Source organism: Clostridium sp. LBM24168, assembly GCF_052953915.1.
On record NZ_CP196861.1, the window covers coordinates 2,835,797 to 2,853,957 of the forward strand.

An 18,161-nucleotide genomic window follows, 5' to 3' on the forward strand; every position below is an offset into this window, starting at 1 on the left:
TTTTCCCCCTAATTTTTAAATTTATTGGTGCCACAATTAACTCCCTGATAAATATTACTATCTGAAAGAGATCTATCTATTTCATTTAATATTTCCCATTTTCTTAAACTCCATTTGGGTCCAATTAGACTGTCCCTAGGAGGATCTCCTGTAAGCCTGTGTATAACAATGTTTGGATCAGTATATGAAATCGCCCTGCATATTATATTTATATACTCTTTTTCCGTCATAAATTTTAGCTTCCCTGATTCATAAAATTCTACCATTGGGGTATTTTCTATAAGATGAAGCAGATGAAACTTTACACCTTGGACTTTAATATTCGATATATACTTTACCGTATTTATCATGTCTTCATATTTTTCTCCAGGAAGCCCAAATATTATATGAACAACTACATCAATGTTTCTATCCTTTAAATTCTTTACTGCACTTTCAAAAGTTTTCAATTTATATCCTCTATTTATTTTAAATGCAGTATTCTCATTTGAAGTCTGAAGTCCGAGCTCTACCCATGTATATAACTTTTCATTGAATTTTGAAATCAAATCAAGTACATCATCACCCAGACAATCTGGCCTTGTAGCTATTGCCAAGCCTACAACACCATCTTCTTTTACTGCTTCACTGTATTTCCTATCTAATGTTGAAACAGGCGCATACGTATTTGTATATGCCTGAAAATAAGCGATATATTTACCTGTTTTCCATTTTTTATTCATTACCTGTTTTATATGTTGGAACTGATTATGAATAGAAAATTTTCTATCACCTGCAAAATCTCCTGAGCCTCTTTTGCTGCAAAATATACATCCTCCTCTTCCTATAGTACCATCTCTATTCGGACATGAAAAACCAGCATCCAGTGATATTTTGAATACCTTACATCCAAATTTATGCCTTAAATAGTAGTTTAGGCTGTAATATCTTTTGTCCCCCCAAAACAATAATATCAGTCCTTTCAAGTTCAATAAAATATCCATTTTAATTACAATTATATATTATATCACATTCTTACCGCTTCAAAACTTTTTAGATCTAGTTGCCATTTTCCTATAATATTTGAAAGTGATGGGTCTTGATTTTTTTTTGCAACAACATCAAAATTTACTATATCTTCATCAAAAGAAGAAAATACTACATTTACTTTATCTAGTGGAAATTTTTCTTCAAATTTATAATCTATCATATCTCCTCCGTCCACTCTATACATTCTAATACAATTACCTACTTGAGCACTTGAATATTGAACTGCCAAGAACTTTTCGTCTTTTGAAAATTCTACAAAGTTTACCTTAGAGTCTTTCAAAAGATCCAAGGTAATTATTTCCTGACCAATAGGGACTTCCACAATGCCATTTGATTCATTGCTATCCTCCATATTTTCATTATCAGTACTATTTTGTCCCTGATCTTGACCACTTTCACCAGCTTGAACTGCCAAAGATTGATCTATATTTATTACTCCAATATAGCAATTTCCATTATAAGTTGTAACTGCAAGCATATCTCCCTCATAGGACAAATTCATTATATCTACATTACTTTTAGGAACGGAGAGCTTATTTATGCTCGCCTTGTCATCCTTTGAAAATACATAACCCGGAAATGACTTAAAAGAAATTACCAAATTTGTATTGGCTTTCTCCTTACTTTTCATCCTTATTTTATTTTTATATATAAACACCTCTTCTTGAACTATAGTTTTAATTTCTGATATTTTATACTCCTGTCCTTCTTTTGTTACTTTCATAGAATATTGATCCAGACTTGCAAATGGCTTATTTGTATGCGTCCTTGAAACATTAAGTGTAAATATTCCAGATCTACCTACTTGATTACTATCAGCTAAATTATACCCGAAAATTTTCAAATCCTTATCATCCTTTTTTGCCGGAGATTTAAAAAGATCTTTTGAATATAACTTTTTAGCATTCTCTGTCTGTCCCTTTATCATATAATTCATGTAGGTTTCAACTACATTGGAGGCTGCCTTCATATCAAATGTTTCTTCCAAATTAGAATTATTTTGGGCACTAGATTTACATCCTGTTAAAGTTCCACAGATTAGTAATATAATAATTACATATAGGAATACATTTCTTCTATTCACTCAACTTTCACCTCTTTTACATAACATTATTAAAACTAGGTTGATACTAATTTTATTTTTCCCCTAAATAAAAATTTAATTTATAATACATTAATTTCAAATTAAATTTATATATTTATTATTAAGAAATATTTTTTAATAATACAGTAATTTACAGGGGGAAATCTTTTGAAGAAAAAATTATTAACATCTTTCCAAATAGCTGCAGTATTTATAGGAACGATAGTAGGAGCAGGTTTAGCATCGGGCCAGGAAATAAGTTATTTCTTTACTACGTATGGCTATAAGAGTTTTTTTGGTATATTGGTTTGTTTACTTATATACATATTAGTATCATTTTTTATAATAAATATAAGCTTAAAATATAGACTTAATTCATATGATGGCCTAATCTCTCTTGTAAACCCTGGGATTTTAGGAATCATGATAAATTCTTTAACTACCTTTTTTTTAATCGGCAGTTCCTCAATAATATTAGCTGGAAGTGGAGCTTTAATACATCAGTATTTCAATATATCTAAATGGGTTGGTATAAGCACTATGATATGCTTATCCCTATTCATACTGTTTAAAGATACTAAGGGTCTTATAAAGATAAACTCTTTTATAGTTCCATGCCTTATAATAATTATTTTTACAATATTCATTTTGTATATTTTTTTCTATAGAGAAATCAATATATCGGAAATAAAAAACATTTCAGCCCTCAAAAGCAACTGGCTTTTTTCCTCTCTCATATATGGTAGCTTCAATATACTCTGCTGCAGTGGTGTATTAGTACCTTTATGTAAAGAAATAAAAGAAAAAAGGTGTCTTCTAGGTGGAGTATTACTTGGAGCATGTATATTAACTCTACTGGCATTAATCATAAACTTTCTATTGATTTTAAATATACCTTATATATTTGAATATGAAGTACCCCTTTTATATATAGCCAATAGATTCGGTAAATTTATTCAAATACTTCTTCTAGGCATTATATGGCTTGAAATGTTTTCAACTGAAGTGTCAAACATATATAGTATAGGTAAAAATTTTGAAGAAGTATTTCACTTATCCTATAAGCAATCTGTAATTTTAATAGTAATTATAACTATTCCAATATCACAGATAGGATTTACAAAATTAATTTCCTTTCTATATCCCGCTTTTGGTATAATTAGCCTGATATTTATATTCAACTGTCTTATATTTTATATAAAAAATCATAATTGATAATTTAGAACATACAGTATATAATTAATAACTATCAAATATCAATCGGGGTGTTTTTACATGTTGGAGGAATTAAGGAGCTGCAAGCTATGTCCAAAAAATTGTGGTATAAATAGGTTGAATAACGAACTTGGATTTTGCATGGCGAATAAAAATATAAAAATAGCAAAAGTATCTCTCCATAAATGGGAGGAACCTTGTATATCTGGTACTAAAGGTTCCGGTACAGTGTTTTTCTCAAACTGCAATTTAAAATGTATATTTTGTCAAAATCATATTATAAGTTCAGAAAACTTTGGAAAAGAAATTACAATAGAAAGATTAAGTGACATATTTTTGGAACAGCAAAAAAGAGGGGCTCATAATATAAATTTGGTAAGCCCAATTCATTATATACCACAAATAAGAAGTGCATTATATATTGCAAAGTGCAAAGGATTAAACCTGCCTATATTATTTAATACAAATAGTTATGCTAATTTACAGTCAATAAAATCTTTAGATGGATATATAGATGTATACCTTCCAGACCTTAAGTATTTCGACAACAAATATGCTATAAAATACTCCAATGCACCAAATTATTTCAAATATGCATCTAGAAATATAGCCGAAATGGTAAAACAGGTAGGAAAAGTAACTTTAGATAACAATGGTATTATAATTCGAGGTGTTATAATACGTCATCTAATGCTTCCAGGGCTTCTATTCGATTCAAAAAAAATAATGGATTATATAAGCAGTAATTTTTCAGATTCAGTTTATATAAGTCTTATGAATCAATATACTCCAATGTATAAAGTTTGTAAATTTCCTGAATTAAACAGGGCTTTAGATCCAAAACATTATAGTTCCATGATAGATTATTGCCTTTCAATAGGCCTTAATAATGGATTTATACAAGATTCAGGTACTTCTTCTAAAAACTTTATACCTGATTTTAACCTGGATGGTATATAAAAGAAAAGCAGAAATATTTCTGCCCTTCTCTTACTCACATACTCATTATTAAATCTTGTATTTCTCCAGATCACTTTTAAACAATTCCGTTATTTCCTTAAATTCGCCTATCCCTTTTACCAACTTTTTAATCTGATTTGTATAATTGGCTACATTTGCACTCACTTCTTCAGAAGAAGCAGAATTTTCTTCTGCAATAGCTGCCAGAGATTCTACATTATTATAAATGCCAGAAATTGACTCTGCCTCACTATTAAGTTTATTTATTGTTTCTATCATGGACGATGCTACAGTTCCAACTGAAGTAGTTGCTTCATAACTTATCTTTCTAACTCCCTCTAAATTTTTAGTTTCACCCTGAAGTACATTAAATTGTGATTCTATTTTATCTACAAGTTCTTTTATTTCCTCAACAAATTTTTCAAGGTTAGAATTTATTTCTTCCACTGAGCTCTGAGATTGCTCCGCCAATTTTCTTATTTCTTCCGCAACTACAGCAAAACCTTTACCATGTTCTCCTGCACGTGCTGCTTCTATAGATGCATTTAGCGCTAACAGATTTGTTTGTTCTGAAATACCTGACACTATAGAAACTATACTTGTAATATTCTTGGCCTTTGACTGAAGATTGACTCCCTTATCTTTAACTTCTTGAAATTTTTGCAATGTATCAAGTATATTCTTGCTTGTACTATTTACATTCTCATAACTATTATTTATTTTATCTATTGCTTTTTCAAGTTCTTCCTTATTATTATTTTCATTATCAACTATATTTTTAAGATCACTTATATTTTCATTTAAAACTGATGCCACACTTTCTGTATTTTCCGCCTGATTTACAGCACAATCTGCTACCTGTTCTACAACTCCCGATATGTCATTTGAAGTATTGCTCATAGAAGTACTTATTTTATTTATATTTTTTACGAATGTACTCATTTCATCAGTAATACCTTTAAATCCTACGAAATCAGCTCTTACTATTTTCTTATGTGAATCCAGCAATTTATATATATCTTCAAAAAAGTCATTTGTCTCAATATTACCATCTTCCAAATAGCTATTTTTATTTATTTTTGAAATACTATCTATTATAATTGATTTTGGTCTCATAAGCAGAGATGCTGATATGTAGGAACCAATAAAAATCACAACCGAAATAATTATGTTATTTACTATATTTCCTACTCCAAACAGTAAAATAGATATTATTAGACAACAAACGAAGTTAAAAATACCAAGCTTTATTCCTATATTCTTTATGAAGCCAAAAGAGAGAAATTTATTAAACTTATATACCTTCTTATAATATATATCTTTTTCAAATATAAATTTTAACTTTAAAGACATATCAGTTTTTTCAATCTGTTCTACGCCCAATTTTTCGTTAAAAAATTTAGCACTTCCCTCTATCATTCCCATAAGATAATCAAACATACCTCTCTTGGATCTATACTCGAATACAGCTTCTCTATTAGATATAGGCACTATACTTACGATGGGTGGTTTAGCTCCAGGAAATTTTTTAGTCATAACTACATGTACATCAAACATTGATTTAAAAAATGAATAAAGATTATCGTGTTTAAAAAATGCCGGATAATCATTATGAAATGCATTTATATTATCGAGCCCTATTTTTCTCCATAATGTATTTATCGGGTCCTTAGTTATATTGGATATACACTCAATCACATCTTTAACTTTCCGATCATCTACATCCTCTCCCGGTAAAAATATTTTTGACGAATCCCATCCAATAGAATTCATAGCTTTATCTACAGTTTCATCCCCATACAACTTTCTGCAGGTTTTCATCCATGTAGAAACAACAGTACCTTTCATAACCATCACACTCCTTGAGGTATATTAAAAATTGAAATCATAAACGTATTTCAAGTCTATCCAACTTCAAAATAGTCTTCAAATTTTTTATTTCAGCAGTTTCGGTTCTCAAACTACCTTTGTTACTTACAAGTAGTACCTTACTATTATCCAATTTTTTAATTTGTCTTATGGCTCTTTTATCTTTATATTCTAAAAGAAATATTCCATTATTGTCAATTTGCTGTGTCAGATGACCTAGGGCTATATCTCCTTTTTGTATTCTAAATCCAATCATATCATCTTCCTCTATATTTATATATATCACCTTATCTTTGGGATATCCTTCTATTTTATTGCCGATTACAGGCAATTTTTTAAAACCTATCGGTCCATTTAAGCTATAATTATATACAGGGACATTTTTAAGTACATCAGAAAACGCATCACTCCAGACCTCATTTACCTTTTTCTTATCAGCTAGAACAGAATATTTGATTTTATTATCTTCCTTTTTATAAATCTCTTCTTCAAAGGACATAGTTATATCGTTCATTTCTTTACCCAAAACCTTAGATAATCTATCAATTATACTTTGATTTGCTATCTTTCGACCTATCTCAACATCATTTATAAAGCTCTCTGAAACTCCAAGTTTTTTTGCAAGCTGCTTTTGACTCATACCCTTTCCCTGTCGTGCAGCCTTTATTTTTTCTCCTACCCTGCTCATTTTAATCATCCTTTTCTTAAATACATTATTTTTTACTCTTCTGCTGCTTTTTAAACCATTCTCTTTCTTGAATAAGATGATCAATCAAATAATCAAATGTCCATTCTGAAGATGTTTCTGTAACTACAGCAAATATAGGAATCTCATCAAATTTGCCTTTTATAAGATTCATTAAAGCACTCAATTCCACTTCAGCTATTTCATTAAATAAAATTACCTTTTCATCTGATGAATCATTTGAATTATAATTACTATTATTTTTATTTATTATGCTTTTTATCTTCATATTAACCATGGATTTCCGAACCACTATATGGCTAAACGAAATATCATTAACCTTAATAAAATCTATAAATTTATTTTCTTCATCATCCAATCCATAAGTTATTATGCACTTATTGGCTCTTAAAGACACAGTTAACATCTCCTTCATTTGTATGCAAAAGTCTATAGCTCAAATCAATTATTTTATTAGTATTTAAAGAATTAAATACTTCCACCCTTCCTGTTTTATCCGTAGAATTTGATATCATATTATATTTTAAAAGTTGCCTTTTAAGCTGATTTACAGTGCCAATGCTTCCATCTATTATTACAGGATTTTCGTTCATTTCACATAGTACCTTATTCAGTGTACCTTTTATAAAAGGATAATGAGTACACCCTAAAACTACTGCTGCTATTTTGATATTCTTAAAAGGTAAAAATTTTTCCTTTAAATACCTTTCGACCTTTTCTCCTCCTATAACACCACTTTCTATAAGTTCAACCAATCCAGGACAGGGCATAGGTTCTACATCGTCATTAAAATCATATTTTTTCATTAAATTGCCGAACTTGTTCTCGGAAAGTGTTACAGGAGTTGCCATTATTATGACTTTTCCACTTTCCCCATATTGAACTGCTGGCTTCAAAGCTGGTTCTATGCCAACCACAGGCATAAAATCAGCATATTTTTTTCTTAGATCTTCTATAGATACACTAGTAGCTGTATTACACGCAATTACTAAAGCTTTTACGTTCTTTTTAAGTAAGAATTTTACAGCATCAAAAGTAAGTCTTTCAACTTCATCCGAAGGCCTTATTCCATAAGGTGCTCTAAGAGAATCTCCAAAATATACAAAGTTTTCTTTTGGAAGTACCTTTATTGCCTGTTTTAGAACACTTATGCCCCCAACTCCAGAATCAAAAAATCCAATAGGTCTGTCCTCAAAGCCCATTCTACCACCTCGTTAAACTATAACATAACGCTTTATTCCTATTATATAATATGTAAATAGACTATACAAACTTAAATTTATTTTTATTGACATATACAAATAGAAATTATAAAATCAAAATTATAAATATTGAGTAATTACTATTTTTTTATTATATATTACTAGGAGGTAACAATATGTCAAAAAATTTAATTTACACAATACCAAATAATAAACATTCTGAAAAAGACCTGAAGGAAATTTTAACTTCCCATCCTGAAATAAAATTTGTTTCGGCTGTAGGTGTCGATCTGTCCGGCAACAATACCGATGAAAAGATTCCTATCAAAATATTTCTGGATGATATAGATGGTTTCCTCAAGGGATCAGTACAGACAGACGGTTCATCCATAGTTCTTCCAGGAATAGCCACCCTGGACGATGCTAAGGTAGACATGTTCCCTGATACTGACGTCAGCTGGTATGTTGATTACAACAAAGACAATACAGACTGTGAAACCGGAAAGCCTGTCGGTACACTTAGAATACCTTGTTTCCTATATCACAGCAATACAGCAGTGGATTCCAGATATGTATTAAAGCATTCCATAGAATACCTCAAATCAAGTCTTTTAGAGCTGTTCAAAGAATATCCTGAATCCTTATCTTCCTATGGAATAAAATATGATGACATAGAGGACATAATCGGAACCTGTGCAACAGAGCTTGAGTTCTGGGTAAACACACCGAACAACAAAACCGAGGTTGAAGCTCTTTCAACTTCCCAGGTACTCAAGGAGCAGTACTGGGCTAGGACAAAGGGTTCCGTAAAAACAGCACTTGAACAGTCCCTGGTTACAATGGACCTGTATGGACTTGAGCCGGAGATGGGTCACAAGGAAGTCGGAGGCATACAGGCAAAGGTAGATGAAAATGGAAATTATCAGATAATGGAGCAGCTCGAAGTTGACTGGAAGTATTCAACTGCCGTACAGGCAATCGATAATGAAGCATTTATAAAGAACATAATAGAAGAGACTTTCAAGGAAAACGGGCTCAATGTAACATTCAAGGCTAAGCCTGTAGAAGGTATAGCAGGGAACGGAGAACATACCCACATCGGAATTGCATTGAAACTCAAAAGCGGCAAGAGAGTAAATCTATTCTCTTCAAAGAACAGTTTCCTAAGCATATTCGGATATGCTTCCATAATGGGAATACTTAAAAACTATGAGGTTATAAACCCATTTGTTTCATCTACAACAGATGCACTTAGAAGACTAAAACCAGGTTTTGAGGCTCCGGTGTGCATAGTAACTTCAATAGGACGTTCCGTAGAAATACCTTCAAGGAACAGATCCGTACTTATCGGTGTAGTAAGGGAGCTTACGACTCCTCTTGCAACAAGATTCGAGCTTAGGGCACCAAATCCGGGCACAAATACTTATCTTGCAGTAGGAGCAATCTATGCTGCAATAGTTGACGGTATAAAATATGCAGTAAAGAACGGAAAAACAGAAGACGACCTCCTTGCAGAACTGTCAAAGAAACAGGGTGAGGAAACAGACTACCTTGAAAAGGACAGAGCTTATAGAAGTGAAATTGACGTATTTGAGTCCTATACAGACGAAGAAAGGGAAAAGCTTTATGGTAAAGCACCTGCTACAGTATATGACAATCTGTCCGCATTTGACAAATATCCTGAGAAAAAGTCTGTGCTTATAAACAGCGGGGTATTCAAGGACAAATATATAGAAAGTTTCAAAGAAGCATTCCTAGAGAAATGGATAATTGAACTGAACCACAGGATAATAAACCAGTATACCGAGGAAATAAGAAACTTCAAGATGCTTCACTGCGCAGGAAAGGCACTTGACATAGACGTGGCAACATGGATGAGAATAAATGATTTGAGGTACCTCCTCTTGAAGGATTCATATTCACAGAAGAGCCTGTTTACACATATAAAGGAAGCTGCCGACAGCGAGGATTATGCCGAAGTATCAAAACTTCAGATTGAAATAGAAGAAAAGATATCCGAACTTAGAGTACTTTATTCAGAGTACAAAAAAAATCTACTTGACATATAAATATTAGAAACTTTTAAGCTCCTGAAGATTGATTTATCTCTACAGGAGCTTTTCTAACTAATAATCTCTAAGTTGAAAATTTTTTACAACCATTTCCCTTTTATTGTTTATTGGTTTCCAAAGAGCTATCCTATCAACAGTAGCCATTTTATATATGCTCTCCTTTTTAGCTGTTTCACAAGCTGCAGTATATTCTGCATTGCTCCATTCCCGTATTGCATAGTTAGTATTTGCAAGTGAGACATGAAGATCCCAATTTTCTATATTTTCCAAAACATTAAATTTATGCATTATCAAAAGATCATTTAACTGCCTAGCAAGCCTCATTATATAACCTTTTTTTTCTATTTTTAAATTAACAGATTTATATGGTGGTTCAAAACATATAGCACCATTAATTTCTACTTTAAAATTTTTATAAGGATTTAGTAATTTTAAAACTATTTTTTCTAATTTATCTATATCTGGATTCTCTATCACAGAAAGAGTTATATGTAAAACAGGCATATGCCTGTATAGTTTATATTTTCTACACATATTTCTTTGAATACGTTCAATATAAGAATAGGAATTCCTATTGAATAATGCTACTAAATAATACTTCATTTCTTAATCCTCCAATTCAGCTTACATCTATATCATTTATTATTAATTATAGCATATAACTTCCATGCATAGTATTTTAATCTTATTATAAAATTTTCCAGTATACTACCTTCTTTACTACATATAATATTCATGATAAACAAATATGAAAGGGGTGAATTCTGCTGAGATACAATTATATAAATTTCTATAATTGCATAAACAGCAGATATAAACATGAACAACAAAAAAAATCAAAGCATAGGATGTGCAGTAAATGAATGTAAATTTCATTCAAATCAGGAAAATTATTGTACACTGGATAAAATACAAGTGACTAAACATGAAGCTGTAGCTAAAGATATACAATGTACTGACTGTGGAAGTTTTATAAAACAATAATTATAGCATTTTATAAACTGTAAAAGTCTAGATCAGTTAATCGAACTAGGCATTTACAGTTTATTTTTAACAAATTTTTATGTTAAAAACTTATTGATTTATGATATAATAAATTTTGTGTAATATGAATTAATTTGATATTTTCTAAACTTTATATAAATATAAATTGATAAGGATGGTACATAAATGAATAAATTAGTAATTAACGGAGGCAAACCTCTGTTTGGTTCTATAGAAATAAATGGTGCAAAAAATGCTGCTGTCGCAATTTTACCTGCAGCAATAATGGCTAGCAAAAATAAATGTATAATAGACAATATACCTGATATAGAAGATGTTCATTGTATTGAAAGAATACTTAAAAGCCTTGGTTGTGATATTAAAACTAATAAAAATTCTGCAATAATTGACAGTACCAATATAGTTAACCTAAATGCTAATACAGATGATGTTAGAAAAATGAGGGCATCTTATTATTTAATAGGTGCACTTCTTGGGAGATTCAAAAAAGCAACAGTTGAATTACCAGGGGGCTGCCCTATAGGTGTCAGACCTATAGATCAGCATATAAAAGGCTTTGAAGCTTTAGGTGCAGAAGTAAAAATTGTTCATGGATGTGTTACAGTTGAAGCAAAGGAATTAATAGGTACAAATATATTTTTTGACGTAGTAAGTGTAGGAGCAACTATAAACGTAATGTTAGCTGCAACATTAGCTAAAGGTATAACTACTCTTGAAAATGTAGCAAAAGAACCACATGTGGTAGATGTAGCAAATTTTCTTAACAGCATGGGTGCAAATATAAAAGGTGCAGGTACAGATGTCATAAGAATTGCCGGTGTAGAAAGTTTAAACGGCTGTTCTTACAGCGTAATACCGGATCAAATAGAAGCAGGTACATACATGATTGCATCGGCTGCCTGCGGTGGAGAAGTTACTATTAAAAATATCATACCAAAACATCTTGAATCCATATCCGCAAAATTGATAGAGATGGGTACACAGATAAAAGAAGATGGTGACTGCGTTACAGTAATATCTAGTGGCCGTTTAAAGGGAGTTAACATAAAAACTCAGCCTTATCCTGGTTTTCCTACAGATGTTCAGCAACCCATGAGTGCTCTTTTGAGTGTAGCAGAAGGAAGAAGCATAATAAATGAAAGTATATGGGAAAGCAGATTTAAGCATGTAGATGAATTAAAAAAGATGGGTGCAAATATAAAAGTAGAAGGCAGAACTGCTATAATTGATGGAGTAAATAAATTGACAGGAGCAATAGTAAAAGCTACAGATTTAAGAGCAGGTGCAGCAATAGTTATAGCCGGCCTCATAGCCGAAGGTACTACAGAAGTTTTAAGCATTGAGCACATATACAGAGGTTATCCAAATATAGAAGATAAATTTAAAAATCTGGGAGCCGATATAATTAAAGTATCTGATTGACTCTTTGATTTTAACCCAAAGGAGATTTATTATGATTTTTTGTCCTTTATTTAGTGGAAGCAGTGGAAATAGTACATTTATAGCTTCTGATAATACAAAAATTTTAATAGATGCAGGACTTACTGGAAAAAGTATAGAAAAAGCCTTACTGAGTATTGGTCAAAATCCAGTGGACATAGATGCTATTCTAGTTACCCATGAGCATAATGATCACATTAAAGGTGTTGGCATATTATCAAGAAGATATGACATACCTATATATACCAATGAATCTACATGGAATGCTATGTCTAGGTCTATAGGCAAAATTAAAGAACATAATATAAAAATAATTTCTAATGATTATATAGGAATCAAAGATATGGATATAATTAGTTATAAAATATCTCATGATGCAGCAGATCCTAGGGGATATAAAATTTTCAGTAAAAACAAATGTGCCTGTATAGCAACAGATCTAGGATTTTTCTCGAAAGAAATAAAAGAGAATTTAAATCAAGCAGATATAATATTACTTGAAAGCAATCATGACGTTGAAATGCTAAAATTCGGACCTTACCCCTATGTTTTAAAAAAACGGATACTTGGTAAAACTGGTCATCTGTCAAATGAAGATTGTGGAAAAGCTATATTGGATATTTCAACTAACAAATTCAAAAAAATAATTTTAGGTCATTTAAGTAAAATAAACAACTACCCCAAATTAGCTTATAAAACTGTACTAAATGTTTTAAACGAAAATGGGATAAAGTTAGATAACGACCTAAGTGTATCAATGGCAGATCGTAATATGCCAAGTAACTATACACAATTTTAATAGAAAAGGTGATAAAGTCATGAGAAAAATTTTTAGCATTCTGCTATGTTCTGCAGTTGTGTTCTTTAATTTATCACTAATTTCCTGTGAAAAAAGAGATAGCTTGAGTATAAATAACAGTGAGAAAGAGAAAAAAATAGCATTTCCGCAGGAGAAAAATAACTTAGTAGAACTAAATATATATTTTGATTCTACTAAAAAGGACGATACCGTAGAACTATCAAAAGAACAGCGAATCATAAAAAAAGATGAACTTCTTGCAGAAACTATAATAAATGAGCTAATAAAAGGTCCTTCTGTAAAAAGTAATCTGTCTCCTGTATTTGACAAAAATGCAAAGCTTATTAGCGTATCCATAAAAGACAATATAGCCTATGTAAACTTAAGCAAAGATACAAATCAAAAAATGACTGCTAAAAAGGAAGAAGCCTGTATTAAAAGCATTGTTTTATCATTGACCCAGTTATCATCCGTCAATAGGGTAAAAATATTTGTAGACAATAACGACACCAATTTATTTGGAAACAATTTTGATTTATCTAAGCCTATTGGAAGGGAGGATCTTAAAAATATTAAATCAAACTAAATACAGTTGTAGTGATCACATAGATATAGCTATTGAAGATTTTTTAGTGGAAAATGAAACTTTTCCATATATGTTTTATGCAAATGACCAAGATTTTAAATCTAGTGAATCAAAGTGTAGTTATTGTTCTAAAAATGCACTATATATTTTAAAATTAAAACCATAGTATTGCAAACCAATATTATATTTATTATAATGATTCAAGTGCTAGATAAATTTAATATTTTAAATATTAAACTAAAAATGAAAGGGAGGTACTGTTTTTTATTAAAAAACAGAACATAATATGAGTTTATACAAAGATTGGACAGATAAAGTTGTAAATCTAGTTAAAACAAAGGGGGAAGCTGAATTTTGGAAAGAATATGGCTCCATTGAAAAAGATATATACACTAATATATTAGCTGATCATATAAATTCTTTAAATGGAAGTATAAAAAGTTTATCAGAAAAATTCAATATTTCACCAGTGTTTTTTATAGGTTTTTTAGATGGAATAAATGACAGTCTTGAAAATCCCATTGAACTTAAAGAATTAGATCAGAATTCAAATATTGATATAAAAATCAATTTTGAAAAGCTGTATTTTAACATGCTTGATGCTAAAGCAGATTACCTTTACAAACTCCCACAGTGGGAATCTATCTTCTCAAAGGAAAAAAGAAAGAATATCCATAAAAAGTGGGTTTCTTCAAAAACAATAGTAAATAAAACTAAAATTGGAAGAAATGATCCTTGTCCCTGTGGAAGCGGTAAAAAATACAAAAATTGCTGCGGAAAAACAGCTTAATTTTAATTTGAAATTCTATATAAAAGAGGGTCTTACAGAGAAATTTTTATTTCCGTAAAACCTCTTTTATATAATTATATCAGAACTCAGCAGAACCTGTAGTTCTAGGAAAAGGAATTACATCTCTTATATTAGACATACCTGTAATGTACATAAGTATTCTTTCAAAACCAAGTCCAAATCCAGAATGTTTAGTTTCGCCATATTTTCTAAGTTCTAAATACCACCAATAGTCTTCCTTATTAAGTCCTAGTTCTTCTATTCTCTTCTCAAGGACACCATATCTTTCCTCTCTCTGACTTCCACCTACTATTTCTCCCACACCAGGTACAAGTAGATCAGCCGCTGCAACAGTTTTTCCATCGTCATTTGCTCTCATATAAAAAGCTTTTATATCTTTCGGATAATCAGTTACAAATATAGGCCTACCATAAATTTTTTCTGTCAAAAATCTTTCATGTTCTGTCTGCAGATCGATTCCCCACTCTACTGGATATTCAAACTTCTGTCCGCTCTTTCTCAGTATATCTACTGCTTCAGTATAAGTTATCCTTCCAAAGCTTGAATTTGCCACATTATTTAGTCTTTCAAATAATCCCTTATGTATAAATGAGTTGAAGAAATTCATCTCTTCAGGTGCATTTTCTAAAACATATTTTATTATATATTTGACCAATTCCTCAGCAACATCCATATAATCATTTAAATCAGCAAATGCCATTTCAGGCTCTATCATCCAGAACTCAGCAGCATGTCTTGCAGTATTTGAATCTTCAGCTCTAAAAGTTGGTCCAAAAGTATATACATTTCTAAAAGCTAGTGCCATAGTTTCTGCAGATAATTGACCGCTTACCGTCAAATTCGTTTCTTTCCCAAAAAAGTCTTTTGAATAATCTACACTTCCATCTTCCTTTTTTGGAACATTATATAAATCCAGAGTAGTAACTTTAAACATTTCACCTGCACCTTCACAGTCGCTACCAGTTATTAGTGGCGTCTGAACATATACAAAATTTCTCTCCTGAAAAAACTTATGTACAGCATAAGCTGCCAAGGAACGAACTCTGAATACTGCCGAGAAAGTATTACTTCTAGACCTTAAGTGAGCAATAGTCCTTAAATATTCAAGTGTATGCCGTTTCTTTTGAAGTGGATAATCTGAAGACGATTTACCTTCTACATCTATTTTACTAGCCCTAATCTCAAAAGGCTGTCTTGCATTAAGTGTAACTACTAATTTACCTTCTATTGATAGAGAAGTGCTTATAGGCAATTTTGATATTTCTTTAAAATTATCAAGATCTGTATCAAAAACTACTTGAACATTCTTAAAAAAAGTTCCATCATTTATTTCTATAAATCCAAATGATTTTGAATCTCTTATGGTTCTAATCCATCCTGAAATTTTTATATCTTTATCTGCAAACTTTTCAATGTCTTTATAAATAGACCTAACTAATGTTATTTCCATAAATAAACCCCTCCATAGTATTTTTTCGTAAAAAAGCCCTTCTATCCATAAGGGGACAAAAGAGCTGCATTCATAGGACTATACCATAAGATTATAATATTTATATAATTCTATGTCAATAATTATCTAATTTATTAAATTTATTTACCACTTTTAATTTCTCACCTGAAATTCATCTATAAAAGCATAATAATTTATTTCAGGTATAGTCGTAAGTTTAATGTACCTTGCAGTAACTGGCTTATCCAATGTAAGATAAAGTGAATATCTAGATCCATTTCTATCTGAAAATGAAACAGACGGTATCCTGACAAGTCCAACAGGAATAAAATGAATTCCATCTTGAGATACTGCAACAGATGCTGACTTAGGCAACATTGCCCAGGCTCTTGGCTCTCTATAGTAATCTACCATAAATTGACGAACTTCTTTTATATTTTTAAGATCTATTTCTAAATTAAAAGAATTATTATACCATGCTGAAAATGCTTTATCCTTTATTGTATTATATTGTGCATATTTACCATCTGCAAGTTTAATTCCATCATCATTATAATTGAAATCGGGCTTTGGACTTAAACTATATTTACATCCTCTTGAAAGCAATTTAGGTAAAACTTTTATGCTATCTACATTAACAGTTATCGATTTAGATGCATTTGACATGTTGCCGGAAAAATCCACTGCTTTGACTTCATACGTATATGATTTAACATTACTTTTTAATATAGGCTTGTCTATTACACTTAAATAGAATTCTTTTTTCTCACCACCATATTTTCTTTGAATCATGGAATTATATATAAGAACTCCATTTCTATACACCCTATATCCACATATATCCTTGTCATTTTTGGGTTTATCCCAACTTAATCTAAACTCATATTTATTTATGGTCTGTACCCTTAAATTTTTTGGAGCAGATATCTTATTATAAGGAAGCCTTCCATTATTAACATATTCAGAATATGCCTCATTAAATCCTGAATCAATATTATTTGGGCTATAGTAATGACTATAGGAAAAACTTATTATTTTATCTACACAAGGCTGTTCCATTTCCATTTGTTTTACAAGTCTGTCTAAAGTTACAGTAGAATTATTTACATAATCAAATGTTTCTACGTTTGCCCAGAGTTTCAATCCACTTTTACTATCTACAGCTTTCTTTAGAGCTGTAAACCACTGATTTACTTCACTTATATCGAGTCCACCAGCTCCAACTGAATCCTGGGGACACAATATATCTCCATTTTTTAAATTTGCTATTGAAAAGAAGTACTTCCAGTTACTCGCATATTGATCTGGCGTACCAAATGCAGAATTCATAAAAGGCGACATCAAAAATGGCAATCTTTCTTTTTTTGTCTCAAGATAATTTAAATTTATATTGATTGCATTAGCCAATTTAGCAAATTCTTCATTATTATTAAATTTAACATTATCTATTTCATATGGAAAATACCAACCATAGAAAGAATGTCTATATTTAAGATGATATTTCCTATAAAGTTCATCACAAGTTAAATTTGTGCGGTTCATCTGAGCACTTAACCAATTTATATCATTTGCAGATTTATTCCACCATTCACTATTGAAGTCGGTACCTAAAAATACCTTTATCCCCAATTTTTCTGCAGATTTCAAACACAATTCTATTTCATCTTTATCTCCATAAATTTTTTTAGTACCGGGTATATTACTATTATAAACTGTTTTTGTTATATTATCGTTTGTAGATATTATTCCAGATACTATAAGGTATTCCATTTTGTTTTCCTTTAAATAATTCATCTCTTTCATCCATTTATCTTCATCCCAATTTTGTGTTAAATCCGCTTGTATAAAAGATCCCGCCAGTATTGGGTAATTATCATTAGATCTAAGTGGACTCCGAAAATATATAATCACACAGATAAATAATATAATGAAT

Annotated in this window: 18 protein-coding genes; 9 read left to right on the forward strand and 9 right to left on the reverse strand. The window is 30.8% G+C overall.

The features are described from left to right. Window positions 1-8 precede the first annotated feature (8 nt). Together ACSVC9_RS14100 and ACSVC9_RS14105 are read right to left on the reverse strand one after the other, a co-directional pair. Complete coding sequence (locus tag ACSVC9_RS14100) at window positions 9-947, reverse strand: TIGR01212 family radical SAM protein (protein ID WP_446899867.1); 939 nt, start codon at window positions 945-947, stop codon at window positions 9-11. A 59-nt stretch (window positions 948-1,006) separates the two neighbouring features. Beyond that, window positions 1,007-2,113, reverse strand: a complete 1,107-nt coding sequence (locus ACSVC9_RS14105; RefSeq protein ID WP_446898073.1) for a hypothetical protein — start codon at window positions 2,111-2,113, stop codon at window positions 1,007-1,009. A 168-nt stretch (window positions 2,114-2,281) separates the two neighbouring features. Here ACSVC9_RS14105 and ACSVC9_RS14110 point away from each other — a divergent pair, with 168 nt between their 5' ends. Continuing rightward, a complete protein-coding gene (locus tag ACSVC9_RS14110) occupies window positions 2,282-3,328 on the forward strand; it encodes a YkvI family membrane protein (protein WP_446898074.1) in 1,047 nt (348 codons plus the stop codon). Window positions 3,329-3,388: 60 nt separating this feature from the next. After that, window positions 3,389-4,288 (forward strand): radical SAM protein, encoded by a 900-nt coding sequence (locus tag ACSVC9_RS14115; RefSeq protein WP_446898075.1) that lies wholly within the window; start codon window positions 3,389-3,391, stop codon window positions 4,286-4,288. A 48-nt stretch (window positions 4,289-4,336) separates the two neighbouring features. On the opposite strand, the gene ACSVC9_RS14120 is transcribed toward ACSVC9_RS14115, so the two are convergent. Genes ACSVC9_RS14120 through murI form a run of 4 tightly spaced genes read right to left on the reverse strand, consistent with a single transcriptional unit; the run spans window position 4,337 to window position 8,065 of the window. Further along, window positions 4,337-6,136, reverse strand: a complete 1,800-nt coding sequence (locus ACSVC9_RS14120; protein WP_446898076.1) for a heme NO-binding domain-containing protein — start codon at window positions 6,134-6,136, stop codon at window positions 4,337-4,339. 37 nt (window positions 6,137-6,173) lie between these two features. Continuing rightward, window positions 6,174-6,845 carry a helix-turn-helix domain-containing protein gene (locus tag ACSVC9_RS14125; protein WP_446898077.1) on the reverse strand — a complete coding sequence of 224 codons (672 nt, stop codon included), beginning with the start codon at window positions 6,843-6,845 and terminating at the stop codon, window positions 6,174-6,176. A 25-nt stretch (window positions 6,846-6,870) separates the two neighbouring features. Next, window positions 6,871-7,269 (reverse strand): DUF3783 domain-containing protein, encoded by a 399-nt coding sequence (locus ACSVC9_RS14130; protein WP_446899868.1) that lies wholly within the window; start codon window positions 7,267-7,269, stop codon window positions 6,871-6,873. After that, complete coding sequence (gene murI, locus ACSVC9_RS14135; RefSeq protein ID WP_446898078.1) at window positions 7,241-8,065, reverse strand: glutamate racemase; 825 nt, start codon at window positions 8,063-8,065, stop codon at window positions 7,241-7,243. The genes ACSVC9_RS14130 and murI overlap by 29 nt, the downstream gene beginning before the upstream one ends. 176 nt (window positions 8,066-8,241) lie before the next feature. Between murI and ACSVC9_RS14140 the strand changes: the two genes are divergently transcribed. Further along, complete coding sequence (locus ACSVC9_RS14140; protein ID WP_446898079.1) at window positions 8,242-10,134, forward strand: glutamine synthetase; 1,893 nt, start codon at window positions 8,242-8,244, stop codon at window positions 10,132-10,134. Window positions 10,135-10,191: 57 nt separating this feature from the next. On the opposite strand, the gene ACSVC9_RS14145 is transcribed toward ACSVC9_RS14140, so the two are convergent. Continuing rightward, window positions 10,192-10,740, reverse strand: coding sequence for a 2'-5' RNA ligase family protein (locus ACSVC9_RS14145; protein WP_446898080.1), 549 nt, complete (start codon window positions 10,738-10,740; stop codon window positions 10,192-10,194). Window positions 10,741-10,956: 216 nt separating this feature from the next. Here ACSVC9_RS14145 and ACSVC9_RS14150 point away from each other — a divergent pair, with 216 nt between their 5' ends. From ACSVC9_RS14150 to ACSVC9_RS14175, 6 genes are all read left to right on the forward strand, one after another. Then, on the forward strand, window positions 10,957-11,121 hold the full coding sequence (locus ACSVC9_RS14150; protein WP_446898081.1) for a DUF1540 domain-containing protein: 165 nt from the start codon (window positions 10,957-10,959) through the stop codon (window positions 11,119-11,121). 186 nt (window positions 11,122-11,307) lie between these two features. Further along, window positions 11,308-12,564, forward strand: coding sequence for a UDP-N-acetylglucosamine 1-carboxyvinyltransferase (locus tag ACSVC9_RS14155; RefSeq protein ID WP_446898082.1), 1,257 nt, complete (start codon window positions 11,308-11,310; stop codon window positions 12,562-12,564). Window positions 12,565-12,595: 31 nt separating this feature from the next. Further along, the gene (locus ACSVC9_RS14160) at window positions 12,596-13,381 is read left to right on the forward strand and encodes an MBL fold metallo-hydrolase (protein ID WP_446898083.1); all 786 of its coding nucleotides are present in this window, start codon (window positions 12,596-12,598) and stop codon (window positions 13,379-13,381) included. A 19-nt stretch (window positions 13,382-13,400) separates the two neighbouring features. Further along, a complete protein-coding gene (locus ACSVC9_RS14165) occupies window positions 13,401-13,967 on the forward strand; it encodes a GerMN domain-containing protein (protein WP_446898084.1) in 567 nt (188 codons plus the stop codon). Window positions 13,968-14,013: 46 nt separating this feature from the next. Then, on the forward strand, window positions 14,014-14,133 hold the full coding sequence (locus ACSVC9_RS14170) for a hypothetical protein (RefSeq protein WP_446898085.1): 120 nt from the start codon (window positions 14,014-14,016) through the stop codon (window positions 14,131-14,133). Between the two features lie 120 nt (window positions 14,134-14,253). Beyond that, window positions 14,254-14,757: an SEC-C metal-binding domain-containing protein gene (locus ACSVC9_RS14175; protein WP_446898086.1), complete on the forward strand. Its 504-nt coding sequence runs from the start codon at window positions 14,254-14,256 to the stop codon at window positions 14,755-14,757. Between the two features lie 79 nt (window positions 14,758-14,836). On the opposite strand, the gene asnS is transcribed toward ACSVC9_RS14175, so the two are convergent. After that, a complete protein-coding gene (gene asnS, locus ACSVC9_RS14180; protein ID WP_446898087.1) occupies window positions 14,837-16,228 on the reverse strand; it encodes an asparagine--tRNA ligase in 1,392 nt (463 codons plus the stop codon). A gap of 153 nt (window positions 16,229-16,381) precedes the next feature. Beyond that, window positions 16,382-18,031: a DUF4434 domain-containing protein gene (locus tag ACSVC9_RS14185; protein ID WP_446898088.1), complete on the reverse strand. Its 1,650-nt coding sequence runs from the start codon at window positions 18,029-18,031 to the stop codon at window positions 16,382-16,384. Window positions 18,032-18,161 lie beyond the last annotated feature (130 nt).

Excerpts from the sequence above, each read along its gene's own strand:
- ACSVC9_RS14115 (WP_446898075.1), top strand. The coding sequence starts at position 3,389 with ATGTTGGAGGAATTAAGGAGCTGCAAGCTATGTCCAAAAAATTGTGGT.
- ACSVC9_RS14120 (WP_446898076.1), bottom strand. The coding sequence starts at position 6,136 with ATGAAAGGTACTGTTGTTTCTACATGGATGAAAACCTGCAGAAAGTTG.
- ACSVC9_RS14125 (WP_446898077.1), bottom strand. The coding sequence starts at position 6,845 with ATGAGCAGGGTAGGAGAAAAAATAAAGGCTGCACGACAGGGAAAGGGT.
- ACSVC9_RS14130 (WP_446899868.1), bottom strand. The coding sequence starts at position 7,269 with ATGTTAACTGTGTCTTTAAGAGCCAATAAGTGCATAATAACTTATGGA.
- murI (WP_446898078.1), bottom strand. The coding sequence starts at position 8,065 with ATGGGCTTTGAGGACAGACCTATTGGATTTTTTGATTCTGGAGTTGGG.
- ACSVC9_RS14140 (WP_446898079.1), top strand. The coding sequence starts at position 8,242 with ATGTCAAAAAATTTAATTTACACAATACCAAATAATAAACATTCTGAA.
- ACSVC9_RS14145 (WP_446898080.1), bottom strand. The coding sequence starts at position 10,740 with ATGAAGTATTATTTAGTAGCATTATTCAATAGGAATTCCTATTCTTAT.
- ACSVC9_RS14150 (WP_446898081.1), top strand. The coding sequence starts at position 10,957 with ATGAACAACAAAAAAAATCAAAGCATAGGATGTGCAGTAAATGAATGT.
- ACSVC9_RS14155 (WP_446898082.1), top strand. The coding sequence starts at position 11,308 with ATGAATAAATTAGTAATTAACGGAGGCAAACCTCTGTTTGGTTCTATA.
- ACSVC9_RS14160 (WP_446898083.1), top strand. The coding sequence starts at position 12,596 with ATGATTTTTTGTCCTTTATTTAGTGGAAGCAGTGGAAATAGTACATTT.
- ACSVC9_RS14165 (WP_446898084.1), top strand. The coding sequence starts at position 13,401 with ATGAGAAAAATTTTTAGCATTCTGCTATGTTCTGCAGTTGTGTTCTTT.
- ACSVC9_RS14175 (WP_446898086.1), top strand. The coding sequence starts at position 14,254 with ATGAGTTTATACAAAGATTGGACAGATAAAGTTGTAAATCTAGTTAAA.
- asnS (WP_446898087.1), bottom strand. The coding sequence starts at position 16,228 with ATGGAAATAACATTAGTTAGGTCTATTTATAAAGACATTGAAAAGTTT.
- ACSVC9_RS14185 (WP_446898088.1), bottom strand. The coding sequence starts at position 18,031 with ATGAAAGAGATGAATTATTTAAAGGAAAACAAAATGGAATACCTTATA.